27 protein-coding genes are annotated in these 20,375 nt (G+C 76.2%); 15 read left to right on the forward strand and 12 right to left on the reverse strand.

Features of this window, described 5'->3' with window-relative positions:
• The first annotated feature begins 40 nt into the window (after window positions 1-40).
• From ACQPX6_RS23210 to ACQPX6_RS23240, 7 genes are read left to right on the forward strand one after another with little or no spacing between them, the layout of a single operon-like run.
• On the forward strand, window positions 41-406 hold the full coding sequence (locus ACQPX6_RS23210; protein WP_433782790.1) for an ArsR/SmtB family transcription factor: 366 nt from the start codon (window positions 41-43) through the stop codon (window positions 404-406).
• A complete protein-coding gene (locus tag ACQPX6_RS23215) occupies window positions 381-890 on the forward strand; it encodes an SRPBCC domain-containing protein (RefSeq protein ID WP_433782791.1) in 510 nt (169 codons plus the stop codon). Before ACQPX6_RS23210 ends, ACQPX6_RS23215 begins: the two co-directional genes overlap by 26 nt.
• Window positions 890-1,699 carry a crotonase/enoyl-CoA hydratase family protein gene (locus tag ACQPX6_RS23220; RefSeq protein WP_433782793.1) on the forward strand — a complete coding sequence of 270 codons (810 nt, stop codon included), beginning with the start codon at window positions 890-892 and terminating at the stop codon, window positions 1,697-1,699. Before ACQPX6_RS23215 ends, ACQPX6_RS23220 begins: the two co-directional genes overlap by 1 nt.
• A complete protein-coding gene (locus tag ACQPX6_RS23225) occupies window positions 1,696-2,145 on the forward strand; it encodes a DUF1707 SHOCT-like domain-containing protein (protein ID WP_433782795.1) in 450 nt (149 codons plus the stop codon). Before ACQPX6_RS23220 ends, ACQPX6_RS23225 begins: the two co-directional genes overlap by 4 nt.
• 22 nt (window positions 2,146-2,167) lie before the next feature.
• Window positions 2,168-2,806 (forward strand): ATP-binding protein, encoded by a 639-nt coding sequence (locus ACQPX6_RS23230; RefSeq protein ID WP_433782797.1) that lies wholly within the window; start codon window positions 2,168-2,170, stop codon window positions 2,804-2,806.
• A gap of 13 nt (window positions 2,807-2,819) precedes the next feature.
• Complete coding sequence (locus tag ACQPX6_RS23235) at window positions 2,820-3,494, forward strand: MBL fold metallo-hydrolase (RefSeq protein WP_433782799.1); 675 nt, start codon at window positions 2,820-2,822, stop codon at window positions 3,492-3,494.
• Window positions 3,495-3,534: 40 nt separating this feature from the next.
• Window positions 3,535-3,939: a hypothetical protein gene (locus tag ACQPX6_RS23240; protein WP_433782800.1), complete on the forward strand. Its 405-nt coding sequence runs from the start codon at window positions 3,535-3,537 to the stop codon at window positions 3,937-3,939.
• A 7-nt stretch (window positions 3,940-3,946) separates the two neighbouring features.
• On the opposite strand, the gene ACQPX6_RS23245 is transcribed toward ACQPX6_RS23240, so the two are convergent.
• The 4 genes from ACQPX6_RS23245 to ACQPX6_RS23260 all read right to left on the reverse strand — a co-directional run bounded on the left by ACQPX6_RS23245 (window position 3,947) and on the right by ACQPX6_RS23260 (window position 5,999).
• Entirely contained in the window at window positions 3,947-4,702 is a 756-nt protein-coding gene (locus ACQPX6_RS23245) for a hypothetical protein (RefSeq protein ID WP_433782802.1), read from the reverse strand.
• A 123-nt stretch (window positions 4,703-4,825) separates the two neighbouring features.
• The gene (locus ACQPX6_RS23250) at window positions 4,826-5,041 is read right to left on the reverse strand and encodes a hypothetical protein (protein WP_433782804.1); all 216 of its coding nucleotides are present in this window, start codon (window positions 5,039-5,041) and stop codon (window positions 4,826-4,828) included.
• Complete coding sequence (locus ACQPX6_RS23255; RefSeq protein ID WP_433782806.1) at window positions 5,038-5,676, reverse strand: TetR/AcrR family transcriptional regulator; 639 nt, start codon at window positions 5,674-5,676, stop codon at window positions 5,038-5,040. Before ACQPX6_RS23255 ends, ACQPX6_RS23250 begins: the two co-directional genes overlap by 4 nt.
• The gene (locus tag ACQPX6_RS23260; RefSeq protein ID WP_433782808.1) at window positions 5,673-5,999 is read right to left on the reverse strand and encodes a DMT family transporter; all 327 of its coding nucleotides are present in this window, start codon (window positions 5,997-5,999) and stop codon (window positions 5,673-5,675) included. The genes ACQPX6_RS23255 and ACQPX6_RS23260 overlap by 4 nt, the downstream gene beginning before the upstream one ends.
• A 120-nt stretch (window positions 6,000-6,119) precedes the next feature.
• Between ACQPX6_RS23260 and ACQPX6_RS23265 the strand changes: the two genes are divergently transcribed.
• Window positions 6,120-7,103, forward strand: a complete 984-nt coding sequence (locus ACQPX6_RS23265) for a helix-turn-helix transcriptional regulator (protein WP_433782809.1) — start codon at window positions 6,120-6,122, stop codon at window positions 7,101-7,103.
• 21 nt (window positions 7,104-7,124) lie between these two features.
• Here the strand turns inward: ACQPX6_RS23265 and ACQPX6_RS23270 are convergent, their stop codons facing one another.
• From ACQPX6_RS23270 to ACQPX6_RS23280, 3 genes are all read right to left on the reverse strand, one after another.
• Complete coding sequence (locus ACQPX6_RS23270; protein ID WP_433782811.1) at window positions 7,125-7,718, reverse strand: hemerythrin domain-containing protein; 594 nt, start codon at window positions 7,716-7,718, stop codon at window positions 7,125-7,127.
• 91 nt (window positions 7,719-7,809) lie between these two features.
• Complete coding sequence (locus tag ACQPX6_RS23275; RefSeq protein ID WP_433782813.1) at window positions 7,810-9,051, reverse strand: Nramp family divalent metal transporter; 1,242 nt, start codon at window positions 9,049-9,051, stop codon at window positions 7,810-7,812.
• 100 nt (window positions 9,052-9,151) lie between these two features.
• Window positions 9,152-10,024, reverse strand: a complete 873-nt coding sequence (locus ACQPX6_RS23280; protein WP_433782815.1) for a manganese catalase family protein — start codon at window positions 10,022-10,024, stop codon at window positions 9,152-9,154.
• Window positions 10,025-10,252: 228 nt separating this feature from the next.
• On the opposite strand from ACQPX6_RS23280, the gene ACQPX6_RS23285 reads away from it, so the two are divergent.
• The 4 genes from ACQPX6_RS23285 to ACQPX6_RS23300 all read left to right on the forward strand — a co-directional run bounded on the left by ACQPX6_RS23285 (window position 10,253) and on the right by ACQPX6_RS23300 (window position 12,463).
• On the forward strand, window positions 10,253-10,924 hold the full coding sequence (locus tag ACQPX6_RS23285; protein ID WP_433782817.1) for an AfsR/SARP family transcriptional regulator: 672 nt from the start codon (window positions 10,253-10,255) through the stop codon (window positions 10,922-10,924).
• Between the two features lie 79 nt (window positions 10,925-11,003).
• Window positions 11,004-11,447 (forward strand): DUF4383 domain-containing protein, encoded by a 444-nt coding sequence (locus ACQPX6_RS23290; RefSeq protein ID WP_433782819.1) that lies wholly within the window; start codon window positions 11,004-11,006, stop codon window positions 11,445-11,447.
• A 260-nt stretch (window positions 11,448-11,707) separates the two neighbouring features.
• Window positions 11,708-12,019 carry a hypothetical protein gene (locus ACQPX6_RS23295; protein WP_433782821.1) on the forward strand — a complete coding sequence of 104 codons (312 nt, stop codon included), beginning with the start codon at window positions 11,708-11,710 and terminating at the stop codon, window positions 12,017-12,019.
• Window positions 12,020-12,139: 120 nt separating this feature from the next.
• Entirely contained in the window at window positions 12,140-12,463 is a 324-nt protein-coding gene (locus tag ACQPX6_RS23300) for a hypothetical protein (protein WP_433782823.1), read from the forward strand.
• An 11-nt stretch (window positions 12,464-12,474) separates the two neighbouring features.
• On the opposite strand, the gene ACQPX6_RS23305 is transcribed toward ACQPX6_RS23300, so the two are convergent.
• From ACQPX6_RS23305 to ACQPX6_RS23315, 3 genes are all read right to left on the reverse strand, one after another.
• On the reverse strand, window positions 12,475-13,332 hold the full coding sequence (locus ACQPX6_RS23305; RefSeq protein WP_433782824.1) for an adenylate/guanylate cyclase domain-containing protein: 858 nt from the start codon (window positions 13,330-13,332) through the stop codon (window positions 12,475-12,477).
• A 66-nt stretch (window positions 13,333-13,398) separates the two neighbouring features.
• The gene (locus tag ACQPX6_RS23310; protein WP_433782826.1) at window positions 13,399-14,250 is read right to left on the reverse strand and encodes a GAF and ANTAR domain-containing protein; all 852 of its coding nucleotides are present in this window, start codon (window positions 14,248-14,250) and stop codon (window positions 13,399-13,401) included.
• Window positions 14,251-14,339: 89 nt separating this feature from the next.
• Window positions 14,340-15,242 carry a pseudouridine-5'-phosphate glycosidase gene (locus ACQPX6_RS23315; RefSeq protein WP_433788334.1) on the reverse strand — a complete coding sequence of 301 codons (903 nt, stop codon included), beginning with the start codon at window positions 15,240-15,242 and terminating at the stop codon, window positions 14,340-14,342.
• A 122-nt stretch (window positions 15,243-15,364) separates the two neighbouring features.
• Here ACQPX6_RS23315 and ACQPX6_RS23320 point away from each other — a divergent pair, with 122 nt between their 5' ends.
• Together ACQPX6_RS23320 and ACQPX6_RS23325 are read left to right on the forward strand one after the other, a co-directional pair.
• On the forward strand, window positions 15,365-16,861 hold the full coding sequence (locus tag ACQPX6_RS23320; RefSeq protein ID WP_433782828.1) for a class I adenylate-forming enzyme family protein: 1,497 nt from the start codon (window positions 15,365-15,367) through the stop codon (window positions 16,859-16,861).
• A gap of 17 nt (window positions 16,862-16,878) precedes the next feature.
• The gene (locus tag ACQPX6_RS23325; protein ID WP_433782830.1) at window positions 16,879-18,576 is read left to right on the forward strand and encodes an alpha-keto acid decarboxylase family protein; all 1,698 of its coding nucleotides are present in this window, start codon (window positions 16,879-16,881) and stop codon (window positions 18,574-18,576) included.
• Here ACQPX6_RS23325 and ACQPX6_RS23330 read toward each other — a convergent pair.
• Together ACQPX6_RS23330 and ACQPX6_RS23335 are read right to left on the reverse strand one after the other, a co-directional pair.
• Window positions 18,533-19,348, reverse strand: coding sequence for a cytochrome c oxidase assembly protein (locus ACQPX6_RS23330; RefSeq protein WP_433782832.1), 816 nt, complete (start codon window positions 19,346-19,348; stop codon window positions 18,533-18,535). The two genes, ACQPX6_RS23325 and ACQPX6_RS23330, sit on opposite strands and share 44 nt — an antisense overlap.
• Window positions 19,349-19,350: 2 nt before the next feature.
• Window positions 19,351-19,818 carry a DUF2243 domain-containing protein gene (locus ACQPX6_RS23335; protein ID WP_433782834.1) on the reverse strand — a complete coding sequence of 156 codons (468 nt, stop codon included), beginning with the start codon at window positions 19,816-19,818 and terminating at the stop codon, window positions 19,351-19,353.
• A gap of 86 nt (window positions 19,819-19,904) precedes the next feature.
• On the opposite strand from ACQPX6_RS23335, the gene ACQPX6_RS23340 reads away from it, so the two are divergent.
• Window positions 19,905-20,348, forward strand: a complete 444-nt coding sequence (locus ACQPX6_RS23340) for a group II truncated hemoglobin (protein WP_433782836.1) — start codon at window positions 19,905-19,907, stop codon at window positions 20,346-20,348.
• Window positions 20,349-20,375: the final 27 nt, after the last annotated feature.

The following is a 20,375-nucleotide window of genomic DNA, read 5'->3' on the forward strand; positions in this document are numbered from 1 at the left end:
TTGCGCTAACGTTCGTCCTTGCTGACGGAGGAGGTGCGACGTGGCCGAGGACGACGATCCGGCGGGCGTCGCCCTGCGCGCGCTGGTGGAGCCCCGCCGCCGCTCGATCCTGCGCCTGGTCGCCCACGACGAGCTGTCCGCGGGCGAGATCGCGTCGGCGTTCGACGTCACGCGCCCGGCGGTCAGCCAGCACCTGACCGTGCTCAAGGACGCGGGCCTGCTCACCGAGCGACGCGACGGCACCCGCCGGCTCTACCGCGCCCGCCCCGAGGGCCTCGACGGCCTGCGGGAGTTCCTCGAGGACATGTGGTCCTCGTCGCTGGACACCGCCCGACGCCTCGTGGAGGCCAGCCACGGGACCGACCACCGAGGGATCGACGATGACGCGCACCACGCGGCCGGCTGAGCCCGCCACCGTCACGACCCTGCGCCGCCCGCCCATCCGGCAGTCGACGCTGGTGCGCAGCGACCGCGCGCACACCTTCGACGTGTTCGTGGCGACGATCGGCCAGTGGTGGCCGCTGCAGCCGTACTCGGCCGGCAAGGACCGGGTCCGCGAGGTGTGCGTGCAGCGCTGCGTCGACGGCCGCGTCTACGAGCGCTGGGACGACGGCACCGAGTGCGACTGGGGCCGCCTGCTCGCGTGGGACCCGCCGGCACGGCTCGTGATGACGTGGAACATGACGCCGGCGCCGACCGAGGTGGAGCTGACGTTCTTTGCGCTGGGCCCGGCACTGACCCGCGTCGCGGTCGAGCACCGGGGTTGGGAGGCCCTCTCCCCCGAGCAGCTCGGCGAGGACTGCGCCCGCCCCGGCGGCTACGCCGGCGGCGCCTTCGTCCGCGGGTGGACCGAGATCCTCGGCGCGCTCACCGCCGCCGCCGAGGCCTGATGGCCGCCGACACGGTCCGGGTCGAGCACCGCGGCCCGGTGACGATCGTCAGTATCGACCGGCCCGCGAAGCGCAACGCCGTCGACCGCGCCACCGCCGAGCGCCTCGCCGACGCCTTCCGGGCGTTCGACGCCGACGACGACGCGGCGGTGGCGATCCTGCGCGGCGAGGGCCCCTCGTTCTGCGCGGGCGCCGACCTCGCGGCCGTGAGCACCGGCGAGGGCAACCGCGTCGAGCCCGACGGGGACGGGCCGATGGGGCCGACGCGGCTGCGGCTGGGCAAGCCGGTGATCGCCGCGGTCCACGGCCACGCGGTGGCGGGCGGCCTCGAGCTCGCATTGTGGGCCGACCTGCGGGTGGCCGACGAGACCGCGGTGTTCGGGGTGTTCTGCCGGCGGTGGGGCGTGCCGCTGATCGACGGCGGCACGGTGCGCCTGCCCCGGCTGATCGGGCGCAGCCACGCGATGGACCTCGTCCTCACCGGCCGTCCCGTCGCCGCCGACGAGGCGCTGCGGATGGGCCTCGCGAACCGCGTCGTGCCGGCGGGCACGGCGCTCGAGGCGAGCCTCGAGCTCGCGGGGCAGCTCGCCGCGTTCCCGCAGATCTGCCTGCGCCACGACCGCGCCTCGCTGCTCGAGCAGGAGGGCCTCGACGAGGAGGAGGCGATGCGCCGGGAGCTCGCGCACGGGCAGGCGTCGCTGCGCGCCGAGACGGTCGCCGGGGCGACGCGGTTCGCGTCCGGCGCGGGGCGGCACGGCTCCTTCGGGCAGGTCACGGAGGCCCCCCCGGGTGCGATGCTGACGCCATGAGCGAGCCCGCGCCGCAGCCGGCGCCCCCTTCGCCGCGCATCGGCACCGCGGAGCGCGAGGCGGCCATGGCGGCCCTCGACGCGCACCTCGAGGCGGGGCGCCTCGATCCCGAGGAGTACGGCGAGCGCAGCGCCCACGTCACCGAGGCGCGCACGGCCGCCGAGCTGGAGCCGCTGTTCGCCGACCTCCCGGAGCCCCGGCCCCATGTCGGCGCCGCCGCGGTGCCCGCGCCCGTGACCGGTCCGGCGCCGCCGGCGCAGCGTCCGGCGCCGGGGGCCCTCGCGCGGTACGGGCCGGTGATCAGCGGCGCCCTGCCGATCATCGCCCTCATCCTGTTCTTCACGGTGCCGATCCCGCACGCGTGGGTGTTCTTCCTGCTCATCCCGCTCGGCGGGGCGCTGTTCGCCGGCTCCCGCCGCGCCGACGACGGGGCCGACCGCGACTAGCGCCGCGACCGTGCAGGCCTGGATGAGCTGGTCGGGCGGCAAGGACGGCGCGCTGGCGCTGGCCGAGGCACGGGACACGCCGGGCACCACGGTCGTGGGCCTGCAGACGACGGTCGTCGCCGGCGAGGTGTCCGCGAGCTGGGTGCCGCGGGCGTGCGTCGAGGCGCAGGCCGCGGCGCTCGGGCTGCCGCTGGAGACCGTCGAGCTGCCGTGGCCGTGCCCGAACGACGTCTACGAGCAGCGCACGGGTGCGGCGTGGGCCGCGCTGCGGCGCCGCGGCGCGACGGAGGTCGTGTACGGCGACCTCTTCCTCGCCGACGTCCGGGCCTACCGCGAGCGGGCCCTCGAGGGCACCGGCCTCACCGCGTCGTTCCCGCTCTGGGGACGCCCGACCGCGGAGCTCGCCGCCGGGATGCTCGACCGCGGGGTCCGCGCGGTGGTCGTGTGCGCCGACCCGGCACGGGTGCCCGCGGCGATCGTCGGCCGGGCGTGGGACGCGGCGCTGATCGCTGCGCTGCCCGCCGGCGTCGACCCGTGCGGCGAGAACGGCGAGTTCCACACGCTCGTCACCGACGGACCCGGCTTCGCGCACCCCGTCCCGGTGCGGGTCACCGGGACCGCGCAGCGCGACGGGTTCGTGACGGCGGTGCTCGGGACCTGACACGCTCGCCCGCATGGCGCCGCGCTTCCGGGAGATCGCCGACGGCGTCCACCTGGGCGCCCTCGCCCCGGCCGGTCTCCTGCACACCGTGCTGCTGGAGGGCCCGGACGGGGACGTGGTGGTCGACGCCGGGTTCCCGTGGTCGGGCCGCCGGCTCGCCGGGCTGCTGCGCGGGCGCCACGTCGCCGAGCACGCCGTGACCCACGCGCACGGCGACCACGTCGGCGCGAGCGCGTGGCTGTGCCGCCAGACGGGCGCGCCGCTGGCCATGGGCGCCGCCGACGCGCCGCGGTTCGAGGGCGGGCGGATCGACACGCACGCCGGGGCGCTCGGGCGGCTCGTGCTCGGGTCGCTGGCCCGGGAGCGCCGCCCGGTCGACCGGCGCCTCGTCGAGGGCGCCCGGGTCGCGGGCTTCGAGGTCCTCGCCGTGCCCGGGCACAGCCCCGGCACGCTCGCGCTGTGGCGGGCCGACGACGGGGTGCTCGTCGTCGGCGACGGGCCGGTCAACGTGTCCACCGACCCGGCCGCGCCCCGCTGGATGCCGCTGCCCCGGGGCCTGCACCACGACCCCTCGGCGGCTGACGCCTCGCGGCGCCGGCTCGCCGCGCTGCGCCCGGCGCTCGTGGTCGCGATGCACGGGTTCCCCGTCGCCGCGCCCGACCGGTGGGCCGAGGCCGCGGGCGCCTGAGAGGGATCCACCGCGGGCCGGGACGGCGTAGCGTCGCACGATGGCCAAGGACAAGAAGAACAAGAACGGTCACGACGCGGGCCAGGACGGCGGGCACGACGCGGTGGCCACCGCGCTGACGGCCCCGGACGCGCCGGCGGAGACGGTCGTCGGGACGGCGCCGGTCTCGGCGCACGCGTCCGTGGTGCCCCCCACCGCCCCGCCTGCGCGGCCGGCGGCACCCGCCCCGGCGCGTCCCGCCGCCGGGCCGCCCCGCAGCCTCGCCGACGACGCGGTGTCCGCGGTGTCGGACGTGGGGCGCGTGGTGCGCACCGTGCTGCCGAACCGCCTGCCCGCCTACCTCGGCGGGGCGGCGCTGCTCGTCCTCGGGGTCGTCGACCTGCCCGCGGTCGCGGGCGGCGCGCTGGCCTACGAGGCGATCCGCCGGTGGCGCCCGGTGCGCTGACGATCCGTCAGGGGCGGGCGCGCAGCAGCTCGTCGAGCCAGGCCGCGGTCTTGGTGCGCTGGCAGGCGGACTGGGCGGCGCCGTGCCGGGCGAGGAAGCCGCTGACGGCGCGGGCGACCGACGGCGCCTCGGCGGGCGTGCAGCGCGCCGAGAACTCCTCGAGCACGCGGCCCCCGGGGAAGCGGCAGCGCTCGTGGCGCGCGTGGGCCAGCCCGCAGCGCGGGCGCGGCACCACGGTGCGCTCGACGGTGAGGGGGCCGTGGACCACGAGGTCCTGGCCCGCGCGCAGGCTGGGCACGGCGCCCGCGAGCAGCGCGGCCTGCGGGGCGGTCATCAGCGCGTGCACGTCGAGCTGCCCGTCACGGCACGCGGCCGCGCGCTCGGGGGCGAGGGTCTCGCGCAGCTCGGCGCTGTGGAACGCGTGACCGGGCAGGACGTCCACCTCGATCCGGGCGTCGGCGGGGCCCGGCGCGTCGGCCGCCGTGCCCTCGACGCGGACGCGGACGGTGAGGTCCCAGCGGTCGCGGCCCCGGTCGCGCAGGCGGACGTGCACCCCGGCGCGGGCGAGCAGGAGGTCGGCGGTGTCGAGCAGGTAGAGCCGGCGCTGGCGGACCCGGCCCGCGTGGTGCCCGGTGAGGCGCCCCACCCCGGGCACGAGCAGGACCTTGAGCTCGACGCTGCCCGCGCCCCCCGCCACGATCGTCCCCCACAGGGGGTCGCCGGGCGGCGGGAACCCCGGGGAGACGCGGGCGGTGTCGAGCACGGCGGCTCCTCACGGGCTGGTCGAGGGACCCGGTGTCGGCGGACGGGCGGCCGGGGCGGTCCGTCGACGGTACCGATCGTGTGTCCGGCGGACAGACCGGACGAGGGAACACGCGCCGGACGGTCAGCGGCGGGGCAGGCCCGGAGGCTTCGGCGCGCTCTCCCACAGCTCGCCGCCGGTGAGCACGTAGACGAACGGCACGACCGGGACGAGCGCGAGGACGGCCCACACGATCTTCGCGGTGCCGCTGAGCCCGGGGCGCACGACGAGGTTGAGCCACACGAGCACCACGGCGATCGGGTGCAGGAAGCAGACCAGGAGCTCCGCGAGCTTCTTCATCGCCGTCCACCTCCACGGGCCGTCGGGGGACCGACCGTAGCGCCGGGTCCGGCGGCGGCACCAGCACCGGATGCGCCGGGCAGCAGCGCGCGCAGCACGTCCTCGCACGCGGCGGCGCTCCAGGGCGCGGGGTCGCACCAGCAGCGCAGGAACAGCCCGTCGACGCCGACGGCGGCTGCGGCCCGGGCGGTGCGGTCGGGCACGAGGGGGGCGAGCAGGGCGTCGAGGGCGCTGGTCCAGCGGACCCACTCGTCGCGCAGCGCCGGACGCCGCCCGGCCTGCAGGAACAGCTCGTACTCCGCCGCGAGCGCGTCGGTGCGGTCGGCGGCCTGCAGGGCGACCAGCTCGGCGAGGGCGCGGACCGGGTCGTCCGCCTGCGCGCAGCGCCCGAGCGCGGCGACGTAGGAGTCGTTGACCGCGGCCAGCGTCGCCGAGAGCAGCGCGTCCACCGTGGGGAAGTGATAGCTGACGAGGCTCGGCGTCATCCCGGCCTCCGCGGCCACCGCCCGCTGCGTCACCGCCGCGACCCCGCCGCGCCCGACGACCCGCATCGTCGCCTCGCGGAGCAGCCGGCGACGCTCCTCGCCCTTGCGCCGGCGCCCGTCGGTGATCTCCGCGGCGGCGGGCCCGCTCACGCCGGCCGCGCCCCGAGCTCGAGCGCCAGCACCCCGCCGATCACCAGCGCGATGCCCCCGATCTGCACCCAGGTCAGCGACTCGCCGAGCAGCACCGCGCCCGCGATCGCCACGAGCGCGACGCCCGCCGCGGCCCAGACGCCGTAGGCGACGCTGACCCCGAGGCCGCGGGTCAGCGCCTGGGACAGCAGCCCGAACGCCAGCAGGTAGCCCACGACCACCGCCACCGACGGCCCGAGCCGGGTGAAGCCCTCGGACAGCTTGAGCGAGACCGTCCCGACGACCTCCGAGACGATCGCGAGCGCGAGGAACAGGTAGGCCACGGTCGTCCTCCCGGAACAATTAGGTCAGATGGCCAGGATTCTACGCCCGTCCTCGGGCGCGGCGGGCGCGCCGAGGTCCGGTCGCGTCATACTCGATCGCGCACAACCAGGAGGAGAGTCATGGAGGCCGTCGTGGCCCGACCGCAGCCGGTGACGCGGTACCGCTGGGCGAGCACTGACCCGGACGAGGCCACGGAGTACCTGCGCGCGACCTACACCGACTTCCGCCCGCCGCGCCTGTCCCGCGACGGGTTCGAGTTCTGGACCGACGTCGCGTCCGCCGGCCCGTTCGCCATCGGCCGGTTGCGCCGCACCGGCGTGCTGCGGATGCCGGCCGAGCCCACGCCGGAGCTCGTGGTCGTGCAGACGCTCGCGGGCGGGCCGCACCACGTCGACGACGGGCGCGAGCAGACCGCCGGGACGCTCAAGCTCACGCCGACCTGGTCGGCGTACGACACCGGTTGGTCCGACGTCACCGTGCAGACCGTGGTGCTCGACCCCGTCGAGGTCGCCCGGGTCGGCGCCGACCTGTCGGGCCTCGACCCCGACGCGGTCGCCTTCGACGGGATGTGCCCGCGCTCGCCGACGCTGGCCACCTACTGGGCGCGCCTGTGCACCCACGTCCGCGAGACCGTGCTCAGCTCCGACGACCTCATGGCCGCCCCGCTGGTGCGGGCCGGCGCGCAGCGCCAGCTCGCCTCGGCGCTGCTGGCGACGTTCCCCAACACCGTCCGCGACGCGCTCGAGGACCCGGTCGCACCGGGCACGGGCCGCGCCGAGCCCGCGACGGTGCGCCGGGCGGTGGAGTACGTGGACGCCCACGCGCACGAGGACATCGGGCTCACCGACATCGCCACCGCCGCCCGCATCGGGCCGCGGTCGCTCCAGCTCGCCTTCCGGCGCCACCGGGACACGACGCCCGTGGAGTACCTGCGCCGCGTCCGGCTCGAGCGCGCCCACCGGGACCTGCAGCAGGGTGACCCCACGCGCGGCGACCGCGTCGAGGCCATCGCCGCGCGGTGGGGCTTCGCCCACCCCGGCCGCTTCTCGGTGCTCTACCGCGAGCACTACGGCCGGTCCCCCAGCGCCACCCTGCGGGGGTGACGCCGTGGCGGACCGTGCGGCTCAGTGGCTCCGGCCGGTGAGGGCGTCGCGGACGCGGTCGACGAGCCCGGCGCCGGGGGCGAGGGCCGCCAGCGCGCCGCCCTCGGACGGCGAGGCGGGGTGCGGGCGGGTCGGCGCAGTCTTCTCCGTCGAGAGGATCCGGTCGCCGATCTGCTCGCGGTCCTCCTTCGACACCGCGGCGGCGAGGCGGGGGAACAGGTAGAGCTCCTCCTCCCCCACGTGCTGGCTGATGAGGTTGGTGAGGATCCGGTAGGTCATCCAGAAGTCACCGCTCTTCGCGGGCAGGGACTCCAGGCGCTTCATGGTGCGCTCGGCCTCGTCGTGCTCGGCGATCTCGCGGTCGGCGAGGGCGTCGCCGTCGTCGAGGACCTCGCGCACCAGCGGGTAGAGGTGCACCTCCTCGGCGACGCTGTGCTGGACCAGCCGGGTCACGACGCGCGAGGCGAGGTCGTCGACCTCCGACGACGAGGAGCCGAAGCGGGCCTCGAGCTCGGCGAAGAGGGCCTCGACCTCGCGGTGCTCGGCGGCGAGGACGTCGATGAGGTCGGTCGACCCTGCGGTCGACGAGGCGGTCTGCTGCGGGGTGGTGGTCACGGGCGACTCCCGTTCTTCGCTGGTGCGATCCGGCGGCTGGGAGGCTCAACCGCGGGCGGTGTACCCGATCGACGACCCGGCACGCGCCGCGTCACGCCACGAGGAGGGAGACCGCGAGCGCGCTGACGGTCGCGGCCACGACGCCGCCGGCGACGGTCGTGCTCCGGCGGTTGACGTGCCGGCCCATCAGGGTGTGGTCCGCCGTGAGGTGCAGCAGGGGCACGAGCGCGAACGGCAGCCCGACCGCCAGCACCACCTGGCTGATCACCAGGGCGCGGGTCGGGTCGACGGGGAAGGTGAGCACGACCAGCGCCGGGACGACGGTGACCGCGCGGCGCAGGACGATCGGGATCCGCCGGCGCAGGAAGCCGGTCATGATCGCGTCGCCGGCGTGGACGCCGGTGCACGCCGACGCGAGCGCGGCCACGAGCAGCGCGCCGGCGAACAGGGTGGCGGCGCCGCCGTGCCGGCCGAGCACCGCGTACGCGCCCTCGATGGTGTCGGCGAGGGGCTCGGTGCCGGGCACGTGCAGCGCCGCGGCCGCCACGAGCAGCACCGCCATGTTGACGACCGCGGCCACCGACAGGGACACGACGACGTCGCGGCGGTGCCGGCGGGGGCGCACGGCCGCGTCCCGGGTGAGCGCGGAGTGCAGGTAGACCACGTGGGGCATCACGGTGGCGCCGACGATGCCGGTGGCCAGCAGCACGGCCCGGGGGTCGACGCCGCCCGCGCCGTCGGCGGCGAGCCCGGGCACGAGCCCGGTGGCGACGTCCGCGGCCGTCACGCCGACCTGCGCGGCCTGCACCGCGAAGGCCGCCACCAGGGCGAGGAGCATGATCGCGAACGCCGTGGCGAGGTGCCGGCGCCCGTCGGGCCGCAGGCCGAGGACGAGGACGCCGACGGCGGCGGTGACCAGCGCTCCGGCGAGCAACGGGACACCGAGGAGCAGGTGCAGCGCGATCGCGCCGCCCACGATCTCGGCGAGGTCGGTGGCCATGGCGACGACCTCCGCCTGCGCCCACAGCAGGCGCACGACGGGTTGCGGGTACCGCTCGCGGCAGAGCTCGGGCAGGCTCCGTCCGGTCGCCGCCCCGAGCTTGGCCGCCAGGTGCTGCACGAGCATCCCGGCGAGCGCCGCGAGCCCGACGACCCACAGCAGCGCGGGCCCGAACCGGGCACCGGCCTCGACGTTGGTGGCGACGTTGCCGGGGTCGACGTAGGCCACGGCGACGATCGCGCCGGGGCCGGCGAGCCGCAGCAGGCGCGGTCCGCGCCGCGTCGAGGGCCGCGGTGGCCCGCCGGGCGCGGGGGCGGGACTGGCCTGGAGCACGGGGAGCCTCCTGGAGGGGTCGCCCCGCGCCCCCGTGCGGGCCCGGGAGGTGCCGCACGGGGGACGCGGGGACGAGAGGACCGGCCGACCGGAGGTCCGGTCAGACGCCGGCGGCGCCGCGGCTGCCGTCGGGGCGCTGGCCGTTCGGGCCGCCCGGGACCGTCGCGTAGAGGTACGGGTCGGCCGACGGCGGCGTCGGCTCACCGGCCAGCGGCTGCGGGTCGGCGACGTAGCTGAACTCGCCGCGGCCGTCGGGGCGGGGGCCCTTGGCCCAGCGGCCCTGCGCCGAGTCGTCGCCCTGCGAGCAGCTCCACAGCTGCCCGGAGTACTCGTCGAACTCCTCGTCGATGATGCCGGCGGGCACCGGGTCGTACTCGAGGCCCTCGTCCTTGAGCTCCTCGATGGCGGCGAGCCACTGGTTCTGGTGCATCGAGTCGCGGGCCAGGTTGAACTTCAGCATCTGCTTGACGCCGGGGTCGTCGGTCATGTTGTAGACGCGCGCAGCCTGGATCTTGCTCTGGCCCTCGGCGGCCGCGTTCACGCGGAAGTCGGCGAGCAGGTTGCCGCTGGCGACGATCCACTTCCCGCTCCACGGCGTGCCCGCGGAGTCGGCGAGCACGGGGCCGCCGCCCGAGACGATCGAGTGCTGCGGGTTCTGGCCGCCGACGATCGCGGCGAGCATCGGGTTGTCCTCGCAGGCCCGCGCGGTCTGCTCGGCCGGGGCGCCCTCGAGCAGCTTCGCGATCATCGTCGAGATCATCTCGACGTGGGCGAGCTCCTCGGTGCCGGTGTCGAGCAGCAGGTCCCGGTACTTGCCGGGGATGCGGCAGTTCCAGCCCTGCATCAGGTACTGCATGGCCACCGTGAGCTCGCCCCAGTGGCCGCCGAGCAGTTCCTGGAGCTTCATCGCGAACACCGGGTCGGGGCGCTCGGGCGTGGACTCGAACTGCAGTCCCTTGTAGTGGAAGAACACGGTCTCTCCTGGTCGGTCGGGGCACGCCGACGCGACCGTCGGCGACGGGGGCGACGGTGCCGGGCGGCCGTGTGGCGCCCGTGGCGCCGACCGTGACGGTCCCCGTGCCCGTCCCCGTCACCGGCCCGTCACCGCCACGGTTGCGGGGCCGCCCGGGTCGGGTAGAACAATGAACGAGGGTTCAACACCGAGAGCCGTCCGCCGTGGGAACGGAGACGGAGGCGATCGGTGGAACCGACCGAGCTGAACGTGTTGGGCCGCTTCTCCTGCCGGGCCGCGGGACGGCCCCTGATCCTCCCGCCGCGCGGGGAACGGCTGCTCGCGTACCTCGCGCTGCACCGCGTGCCCGTCCGGCGCGACCAGCTCTACGGGGTGCTGTGGGGCGACTCGTCGGAGGACCGCGCGTCGTCCAACCTGCGCTCGACGCTCTGGCGCCTGCCGCGGTCGCAGGGCGAGTCGCTGATCGAGGCCGCCGACGGGCACGTCGGGCTCGCGGCCCACGTCGCGGTCGACCTGTGGCGGGTCGAGGGCGACGGCACCGACGAGCGCGAGTCGCACCTGCTCGCCGGCGACCTGCTGCCCGGCTGGGACGACGACTGGGTGGCCGCCGAGCGCGAGCGCTACCGGCAGCTGCGCCTGCACGCGCTGGAGGACCTGTGCGCGCGGCGGCGCGCGCAGGCCCGCTTCGCCGACGCGCTCCGGCTCGGCCTCATCGCGGTGCAGAGCGATCCACTGCGCGAGACCGCGCACCGCCAGGTGATCGAGGTGCACCTCGCCGAGGGCAACGCCGGCGAGGCGCTGCGGCAGTACGAGGCGTTCCGCCGCCTGCTGCACAGCGAGCTCGGGCTGCCCCCGTCACCGGCGATCCGCCGTCTGGTCGACGAGCTCCTCGACGCCTGATCGTGGTGCGCGTACGGCGCGGCACATCGGGTAGCCGACGCCTCTCGACCGATCGAACCTCTTGGGGGAGGTGGTGGCGATGGCCACCCGCACACCCGGCACGACCCGGCGCACACCCGTCCAGACGGTGGCGCTGATCTTCGGTGTGGTGTTCCTGCTGGTGGGTGTCCTGGGCTTCGTCCCGGGCATCACGCAGGGCGTCGACGGGCTCTCGTTCGCGGGCCCGGGCTCCATGGCGATGCTGCTGGGCATCTTCCACGTCTCGGTGCTGCACAACATCGTGCACCTGCTGTTCGGCGTGGCCGGCATCGCGATGGCCCGGACGCCGTCGGGCGCCCGGAACTACCTCATCGGCAGCGGCGTGATCTACGCCGTACTGACCGTCTACGGGCTGCTCGTCCCCGCCGACGGCGAGGCGAACTTCGTGCCCGTCAACACCGCCGACAACTGGCTGCACCTGGTGCTGACCATCGGCCTGCTGGCCGCGGGTCTCGCCCTGGGCCCGAAGGCCCGCCGCCGGTAGACAGCCTCGAGCGAAGGCGGCCCTGGCTGCGTGGCACGCAGTCGAGGCGTCCTTCGCCGCGGTGGCCGCCGGGCGCCGAGGGGCACGTTGTGCATGATCAACGGGCTCGTGAGCTGCGTAACGTGCCCCTCCCGCGCCGGAGCGTCCACTCCGGCGCCGCTGCCCGGGCGAAGGCGTCCCTCACTGCGTCCCACGCAGTCGAGGCGTCCTTCGCTGCGGGCGCCGGGGAGTCGCACCCCGGCGCCCGCGGCGAAACGTCCGTGCCCACCCACGGACCCACCCGCCCGGCCGACCGCGTCAGCCTCGCCGTCGGCCGCGGCCTGCTCGCCGGCCTGGTCGGCACCGCCGCGATGACGGTCTCGAGCACCCTCGAGATGAAGATCGACGACCGGGGCTCGAGCACCACACCCGCCCAGGCCGTCGCCGAGGTCACCGGCGTCCGGCCGGCCGACGACACCGCCCAGCAGCGGCTCAACACGCTCGCGCACCGGGGCTACGACACGGCGTGGGGCCTGGCGCGCGGCGCCCTCGACCTCGCCGGCCGGCGCGGCGATCATCACCACAGCGGGTGACCGGCCCCTCGCGCAGCAGATTCGCTACTCACGGCCGGAACATCCCCGCCCGCTCGCACCGTCACAGTGCCGAGAGCCCACCCACCGGGGCACCGAGCACACAGAGAGCGAGCACCCGCCATGAGCACCGACCGCCACTTCGCGTCCGACGGCAACATCTACGAGGCCGACGGCACCCAGGTGGGCACCTACCAGCTCGACGAGCACGGCCACCTCGAGTCCACCGCCACCGACGAGGACGGCAACGGCTACATCGACACCATCGTCGCCGACACCGACCACAACGGCAGCTTCGAGACCGGCGTCGTGGACACCAACGCCGACGGCTACGGCGAGACGATCCTCGTCGACACCGACAACGACGGCGACTTCGACTCCTCCGCGGTCGACACCAACGCCGACGGCAACTACGAGACCTTCGCCAGCGACCCCAACGGCTTCTGACCCCTACGTGCTCAGGGACGGTCGACCGAGAAGATCTGCAGGTCGTCGGGGGTGCCCTTGAGCCTCGTGTGCCAGCGCTTGCGGCGCACGCGCAGCGAGGACTCGTCGAGGCGGGCCAGGAGCTCGCCGCTGACGAGGATCTCGTCCTGCGCGGCCCGCTCCCCCAGCCGCGCCGCGGTGTTCACCGCGACGCCCAGGTAGTCGCCGCCGACCCGACGCGGGCGCCCGAGGTGCAGGCCCGCGCGCATCCGCGGGGTCCAGTCTCCGATCTCCACCTCGGCGAGCCGGGTGCGCGCCGCGAACACGGCCTCGAGCGCGGCGGTCGGGTCGGCGAGCGCCGCCATCATCCCGTCGCCCAGGCGCTTGACCACCGTCCCGCCGCGGTCGGTGACCGGCTTCTCCCACGCCTCGCTGACCGCCCGCATCGCGCGCTGGACCTCGTCGTCGCCGGCGTGCAGGGCCCAGCGCGAGAAGTCGACGAGGTCGGTGAACACCAGGACCACCTCGCGCTCGCCGACCCCGCCGCCGAAGCGCTCGAGCACCGACTGCCACAGCTGCAGGCCGCCCAGGCCCACCTCGCGGGTCACGCCGGGCCGGTCGCCGGTGAGCCCGACCACCGCGCGCCCCGCGAACTCCGCGTGCCGCGCCCCGCCGAGCGAGAGCGGGTCGCCGAAGTGCGCGTCGCCCGGCAGCACGCGGCGCACCCGCTGCACGGCGGTGCGCAGGCCCTCGGAGCGGTCGAGGTCCCGGGCCTGCCGGCCCGCGCGGGTCAGCGCCGCCCGGAACCGTGCGGCCCGCCCGCCATGGTCGGTCTCCGCGCTCTCGACCGGGGCGACCCCGTCCTGCCCGTCGGCGCGCTCGTCGGCCATGGGGTGATCCTCACGCACCCGGGGCCGCGCTGCGCTGCGGGGTCGTACACGCCACGTCGGCGGCGTCTAGATCTCCGCGCGCCGCTCGGCCAGCGTCGCGGCGACGTCGCGCAGCTTGACGTTGAGGTCCTGCGAGGCCCGGCGCAGCACGTCGAACGCCTGGTCCGCGGGCAGGCCCCGGCGCTCCATGAGAATGCCCTTGGCCTGGCCGATGACGTCGCGGGAGTCCAGCGCCACCTGGAACTGGGCCTCGCGCAGCTGCGAGGCCTCGGTGACCGTGATGTACGCCAGCGCGGTCGACACGTGCGCCGCCAGCAGCACGGCGGCCTCGCGGTCCACGACGTCGAACCCGCCGGGCGTGAGCGAGTACAGGTTCAGCGCGCCCCGCAGCGGGCGCGAATCGCCCACGGGGAAGAGGCCCACCGAGAACACGCTGCCGGCGCCCAGCTCCGCGGCGGCCGGGCCGAAGCGCGTCCACGAGTCGTCGCGGGCGAGGTCGTCGCTCTGCGCGACGCCCAGGCCACCCGCCTCGAGGGCCTGCACGCACGGGCCCTCCTCGTGCTCGTACTGCACCTCGTCGAGCTTCACGGCCAGCACGTCGGAGAACACCGGCGTCGAGTAGCCCTCGCCCTCCCCGCGGCGCAGGGTCACGCTGACGACGTCGGCGCCGCGGATCACCCGGCTGCCGACCGCCACCACGCGCTCGAGCACCTCGTTGACCCCGCCGGTGTCCGGCGCCTCGAGCAGCGCGCGGGAGATCTCGCCGACCGCCCGCGCGAGCATCGTGATCCGCGGGCCGCCGCTCGGCGACCCGTCGGCGGGGTAGCCGTCGTTGCCCCGGGCGCGCTCGGTGGCGTCCTCGGCCACGAAGGCCGAGCGCTCGGCCTCCCAGTCGACCTCGTCGCCCTGCTCGGTCACCGCGGACTCCTCCGTCCCTCCGGGTCGTGTGCGCACGTGCGCGTCGTCTTGCGTACCCGGTGCCCTTCCCCGGCACGCGTCGGGGGTCTCTACGCCGGGGCCGCCAGGGCGTGGGCCACGAGGGCGGCGAGGGCCACGTTGCCGCGGTACACCGCGACGTTGACCTCGAGACTCCGGCCCTCCGTGGCCTCGCGCACGCGCTCGAGCAGGAACGGCGTCGTGTCGTGGCCGACGACACCCCGGTCCGCGGCCTCGGCCAGCGCGGCGTCGAGCACCGCGCGGTGCTCGTCGACGTCGAGCTGGGCCTCGGCGGCCACCGGGTTCGCGAGCAGCACCGCCGCGCGCAGCCCGAGCGCGTCGCGGGCCCGCACGACGGCGGCCGCCGCCTCGGGGTCGTCGACGCGGGCGGGTACCGGCACCCCGGCGTCGCGCACGTAGAAGCCGGGGAAGGCGTCGGTGCGGTAGCCCAGCACTGTCACGTTGAGCGTCTCGAGGCGCTCGAGGGTGGCGGGCACGTCGAGGATCGACTTCACGCCCGCCGACACGACGAGGATCGGCACGCCCGAGAGCGCGACCAGGTCGGCCGACTCGTCGACCGTCGTCGACGCGCCGCGGTGCACCCCGCCGAGCCCGCCGGTGGCGAACACCCCGACGCCCGCGCGGTGGGCGAGCAGCGCCGTCGCGGCGACCGTGGTGCCGCCGCTGGCCCCGCGGGCGAGCGCCACCGGCAGGTCGCGGACGCTCAGCTTGTCGACGCCCGGATCGGTCGCCAGCCGTTCGAGCTGATCGGCGCCCAGCCCCACGACGACGCGGCCGTCGACCACCCCGACGGTGGCGGGGACGACGCCCGCCTCCCGCAGCTGCGCCTCGGCCTCGGCGGCCACCGCGAGGTTGCGCGGGCGCGGCAGGCCGTGGGTGACGATCGTCGACTCCAACGCCACGACGGGCCGGTGCTCGGTGAGCGCGGCGCGGACCTCCTCGGCGACGGTCAGCACGGTCCGGGCTCCTCTCGTCGGGATCGCCCGGAGTGTCGCCCGGTCCGCCCCGGGACCGCCCTCCGGCCACCCGTTCGGCCGCTGGCCTCCATCGACTGCCGCGGGGGACGGTACGGAGCGTGACGAACACGGCGACGCCCCCGACGCTGCGCCCGTCGATCGAGCTGGTCGTCGCCGCGCTCGCGGCCGCCGGGGACCGCGTGGTCCTGCGCCACCCCGACGGCGAGACCACCGGGGCCGAGCTCCTCGCGATGATCCACCGCTACGCGCGCGCCCTGGGCGGGCTGGGCATCGGGCCCGGCGACCTCGTCGCGGAGTACGGGCCCAACCGCCCCGAGGCGCTCGCCGTGCGCCACGCGACACACCTCCTCGGCGCGGGGTCCTGCTACCTGTCCGCGCCGCCCGGCGCCGACCGCCGCGCCCGGCAGCTCGCGCAGCTCGACCCGCGCCTGGTCGTCGTGTTCCCCGCGACGGCCCACCTGCTGCCCGGGACCACCGCACCGCTCGCCGCCGTCGGCCCCGTCCCGGGCATCCCGCTGCGCCTCGACGAGCTCGCGGCGCAGCAGAGCCCCGCCCCGCTGGACCCGGGGGCCGAGCTCGACGCCCTCGGCGTCCTCCTGTCCTCCGGCGGGACCACGGGCATCCCCAAGAGCAGCGTCCGCGACTTCGCGGCGTGGGCGCACGCCGTCGCCACCCCGCCGCGCCCGGAGCGCCGCCAGCTCGCGTCGGGGGCGGAGGCCTACCTGACGCAGATCCTCGTCACGCAGACGCTCGTCGGCGGCGGCGTCGTGGTCCTGCGCGACGACTCCGACCCCGCCGCCCTGCTCGCGGCGATCGAGGCCGAGCGGATCACCGACCTCTTCCTCGTCGAGCCCCAGCTGCTCGCGCTCGTCGACCACCCCGACGTCGACCGGCGCGACCTCTCCTCCCTGCGCGCCGTGACGCACATCGGCGCGTCGGCGCCGCCGGCCCTCCGTCGCCGCGCCCGCGAGCGGCTCGGCCCCGTCGTGGCGCACACCTACGGGGCCAGCGAGATCGGGATCGTCAGCGCGCTGACCCCACCCGAGTACGACCCCGACGGCGCGCACGGCGCGGGGCGCATCCGTCCGGGCGTCGAGGTGCGCTTCCGCGGCGCGGACGGCGCCCTCGACCCGTCGTCCGGGACCATCGAGGTGCGCTCGCCGGCGATGGCGCACGGCTACCGCCACCGCCCGCAGGAGCAGGCCGAGCACTTCGTCGACGGCTGGTACCGCACCGGTGACCTGGGCCGCCTCGACGCCGAGGGGTACCTGCACATCCTCGGGCGCGCGGCTGACTGCGCGGTGGTCGACGGCCGGCTGGTGACGCCGACCGGCGTCGAGGACACGCTGATGCGGGTGCCGGGGGTGCGGTACGCGGTGGTCGTGGTGGACCCGGCGCACGACCGCCGCGTGGCCGCGGTGGCGCCGTGGGCGGGGTCCGCGCCGGCCGCCGTCGCGACGTGCCGCGACGCGGTGGCCGCCGAGCACGGGGACGCGGTGGCCGCGGGCCTCGTGCTCGTGGCGATGGACGAGGTGCCGCTCACCGAGCAGGGCAAGCCCGACCGCGCCGCGATCCTGTCCCGCACCGGGTCCTGAATGGGAGTGTGCCGCCCGTGAGCGCACACACCGTCGCCGACCACCTCGTCGACCGGCTGGCGGAGCTCGGTGTCGACCGCGTCTTCGGCGTCCCCGGCGACTACAGCCTCGCCATGCTCGACCACGTCACGCACCACCCGACGGTCCGGTGGACGGGGTGCACCAACGAGCTCAACGCCGGCTACGCCGCCGACGGCTACGGGCGCCTGCGCGGGATCGCCGCACTGTGCACGACGTTCGGCGTCGGCGAGCTGAGCGCCATCAACGCGATCGCCGGCAGCTACGCCGAGCACGTGCCCGTCGTGCACGTCGTCGGCGCGCCGGCGCTGAGCTCGCAGGCCCTGCGGCGGCCCGTGCACCACACCCTCGGCGACGGGAAGTTCGGCCACTTCACCGCCATGCACGCGGACATCACGTGCGCGCGGGCGTCGCTGACCCCCGAGGACGCCGTCCCGGAGATCGACCGGGTGCTGCGCGCGGTGCGCGACCAGCGCCTGCCCGGCTACCTCGTCATCCCCGCCGACGTGGCCGCGCTGCCGGTGGAGCCGGCCGCCGCGGCGCTGCCGCCGCCGGTGGACACCACCGACCCCGAGGCGCTGGCCGGCTTCGTCGACGCCGCGCGCCGCCTGCTGGAGTCGGCGTCCTCGCCCGACGACGTCGCCGTGCTCGCCGGGTTGAGCGTGCACCGGCTCGGCGCGGCCGAGACCCTCGACCGCCTGCTCCTCGCCGGCCCGCTGCCGCACGCCACCACGCCGTGGGCGAAGAGCCTGGTCGACGAGAGCGCGCCCCGGTTCGCGGGCACCTACACCGGCGCGACGAGCCCGCCGGCCACGCGCGCCGCGATCGAGGACGCCGCGGTGCTCGTCGTCGCGGGCGTGCAGTTCACCGACCTCAACAGCGGCATGTTCACCCAGCACATCACCCGCAGCCGCACGATCGACGTCGGCCCGCGCTCGGTGACGGTCGGCGCGGCCACGTTCACGCCGGTGGAGCTGCCGACGGCGCTGGCCGCGCTGGAGCCCCTGGTCGCCGAGGTCGCCGCGCGCCGTACCGGGCCGGCGCCGACCGCGCCGCTCGCCGCCCCCGCGTCGGACGTCGCGGCGGCTCCGGACGACGAGCCGCTCGGGCAGACGACGCTCTGGCGCGAGGTCGGCGCGTTCCTGCGCAGCGGCGACATCGTGCTCGCCGACCAGGGCACGAGCTTCTACGGCATGGCCCCGCACCGGCTGCCCGCCGGCGTCACGTTCGTCGGGCAGCCGCTGTGGGCGTCGATCGGCTACACGCTCCCGGCGCTGCTCGGCACGTGCACCGCGCGGCCCGGGCAGCGCGGCGTGCTGCTGATCGGCGACGGCGCCGGGCAGATGACGGCCACCGAGCTCGCCACGGTGCTGCGCGAGCGCATCCCGGCGGTGATCGTCGTGGTCGACAACGACGGCTACACCGTCGAGCGCGCGATCCACGGGCCCGACGAGCCCTACAACGACATCACCCCGTGGGACTGGCCGCTGCTCGCGCGCGCCCTCGGCGGCGGAGACCAGGTGGCGGCCTCCCGCGTCACCACCGTCGGCGCGCTGCGGGCGGCGCTGGCCGACGCCGGCGCGCACCCGCAGCGCGTGACGCTCGTGCAGGCCGTCGTGCCGCGCGGCGACGTCCCGGAGCTGCTCGCGGCGCTCACCCGCGTGCTGGGCGCCCGGCCGGAACCGGCGCAGCACTGACCGCACGCCGTCTCTCGCGGGCCAGCTCGCGCCCGGTGCGGGCGTACCAGGCGGTCATGAGCACGACGGCCAGCGCGACCTCGACCACCGTGCCCCCGTAGTACATGACCTGGGCGCCGAGGCGGACCTCGTCGGGGCTGCCGGCGTGCGCGGGCAGGAGCCGCGCGTATATCACCTTGGCGAGCACGTCGTGCCCCGCGGCGGCGACCAGCAGCGCCAGCAGCGACCCGACCAGCCCGGGACGGTGCGGCAGCGGGTCGCGCCCGACGAGCAGGACGCTGAGCAGCAGCCCGGCCAGCACCATGTGCAGGTCGACCAGCGCCATCGGCGCGGGATGCGCGTGGGCCAGCGCGAACAGGTCGGTGAGGTAGAAGGCGTACATGCCGCCGAGCTCGAGGGCGAGCACCACCGGCACCCGCGTCAGCACGCGCACCGGGGCGCTGCGCAGCACCCCGAGCAGGCGCCGGCGCCCCGCCGGGGGCAGTGCGCGCAGGGCCAGCGTGACGGGTGCGGCGAGGGCCAGGAGCAGCGGCGCGACCATCGCGAGCAGGAGGTGGCCGGCGACGTGGACGACGAAGCCGGTGCGGGGCAGCAGCAGCGCCGCGGCCAGCGTCGCGAGGCCGGCGCCCGCGGCGAGGGTCCGCGCGAGCGACCACCGGACGCCGCGCCGGTGCAGGCGCACGACGCCGGCCAGGTAGAGGACCCCCACCGCCGCGACCGGGAGCGCCGGCCAGAGCGCGGGGCCGGCGGCGACGTCGTGGGTGCCGTGCACGGTCAGGACCGGGCCGCGATGGGGCGTGCGGGACCGAACAGCAGCACGGCGCCGATCACCGCGCCGACCGCGCCCGAGAGGTTCCAGGCGAGGTCGTAGGGCAGCAGCTCGACGCCGTAGCGGATCTGGTGCAGCCCGAGCACCTTGTGCTGGAAGAGCCCGTCGTAGACCTGGAAGAGGCCCCACCCGAGCAGCCCGCCGGCCCACACGCGCCTGGGGACGGTGGTGCGGCGCCGGTGCAGGTCGGCGAAGAGGAACAGGCCGACGACGATCGCGAGCCAGCCGCCGGCGTGGAAGACGCCGTCGGAGACCAGGCCGGCCTCGAGCGTCGAGCCGTCGTAGAAGTGGTGCCAGTGCAGGAGCTGGTGGAAGACGGTCTCGTCGAGGAAGGCCGCGACGCCGACCCCGATCAGCACCCCGGCGACGATCGAGCGCCCCGTCGCCGCCGGGCGCTCCGTGGTCGTGTCCATGGGGCGTGGTGCCCCGGGCGGCGGGGCCGCACACGCCCGCAGCACGAGCGGGTCCCCGTGCACGCGGGTCCCCTACCGTGGACGCCATGCCGAGCCTGTACGAGTTCGCCGGCGGCGAGGCGGCGATCCACCGCCTCGAGGAGCTGTTCTACGCGAGCGTGCTGCGCGACCCGCTCCTGGTGCAGCTGTTCGGGGCCGGGCGCCCGGAGCACGTCCCGCACCTCACGGCGTTCACCGCGGAGTCCTTCGGCGGCCCGGACCGGTTCTCCCGCGAGCTCGGGTTCGCGCACCTCATCGCGGTGCACCGGGGCCTGCGGATCACCGAGGAGCAGCGGCAGCGCTTCGTCGAGCTCTACCTCGCCGCCCTCGACGCCGCCGGGCTCCCGGACGACCCGCGGTTCCGGTCGGCCGTCGTCGAGCACGTCGAGTTCGGCAGCCGGGTGGCGATGCAGAACTCGCACGCCGAGACCGACGACGAGCTGCACCCGCTGCGCGAGGTGCCGCGGTGGACGTGGGTGGGCGACGACTGACCGTTCCCTTGACGAACGGCGCCATCT

The sequence above is a fragment of the Actinomycetospora sp. CA-101289 genome (assembly GCF_050955895.1).
Taxonomy (GTDB): domain Bacteria; phylum Actinomycetota; class Actinomycetes; order Mycobacteriales; family Pseudonocardiaceae; genus Actinomycetospora.

What these genes read in the sequence shown, in the direction of transcription:
- ACQPX6_RS23340 (WP_433782836.1), top strand. Translation starts at nt 19,905, where the DNA reads ATGCCGAGCCTGTACGAGTTCGCCGGCGGCGAGGCGGCGATCCACCGC.
- ACQPX6_RS23335 (WP_433782834.1), bottom strand. Translation starts at nt 19,818, where the DNA reads ATGGACACGACCACGGAGCGCCCGGCGGCGACGGGGCGCTCGATCGTC.
- ACQPX6_RS23215 (WP_433782791.1), top strand. Translation starts at nt 381, where the DNA reads ATGACGCGCACCACGCGGCCGGCTGAGCCCGCCACCGTCACGACCCTG.
- ACQPX6_RS23220 (WP_433782793.1), top strand. Translation starts at nt 890, where the DNA reads ATGGCCGCCGACACGGTCCGGGTCGAGCACCGCGGCCCGGTGACGATC.
- ACQPX6_RS23290 (WP_433782819.1), top strand. Translation starts at nt 11,004, where the DNA reads ATGGCCACCCGCACACCCGGCACGACCCGGCGCACACCCGTCCAGACG.
- ACQPX6_RS23230 (WP_433782797.1), top strand. Translation starts at nt 2,168, where the DNA reads ATGAGCTGGTCGGGCGGCAAGGACGGCGCGCTGGCGCTGGCCGAGGCA.
- ACQPX6_RS23305 (WP_433782824.1), bottom strand. Translation starts at nt 13,332, where the DNA reads ATGGCCGACGAGCGCGCCGACGGGCAGGACGGGGTCGCCCCGGTCGAG.
- ACQPX6_RS23240 (WP_433782800.1), top strand. Translation starts at nt 3,535, where the DNA reads ATGGCCAAGGACAAGAAGAACAAGAACGGTCACGACGCGGGCCAGGAC.
- ACQPX6_RS23250 (WP_433782804.1), bottom strand. Translation starts at nt 5,041, where the DNA reads ATGAAGAAGCTCGCGGAGCTCCTGGTCTGCTTCCTGCACCCGATCGCC.
- ACQPX6_RS23235 (WP_433782799.1), top strand. Translation starts at nt 2,820, where the DNA reads ATGGCGCCGCGCTTCCGGGAGATCGCCGACGGCGTCCACCTGGGCGCC.
- ACQPX6_RS23300 (WP_433782823.1), top strand. Translation starts at nt 12,140, where the DNA reads ATGAGCACCGACCGCCACTTCGCGTCCGACGGCAACATCTACGAGGCC.
- ACQPX6_RS23265 (WP_433782809.1), top strand. Translation starts at nt 6,120, where the DNA reads ATGGAGGCCGTCGTGGCCCGACCGCAGCCGGTGACGCGGTACCGCTGG.
- ACQPX6_RS23225 (WP_433782795.1), top strand. Translation starts at nt 1,696, where the DNA reads ATGAGCGAGCCCGCGCCGCAGCCGGCGCCCCCTTCGCCGCGCATCGGC.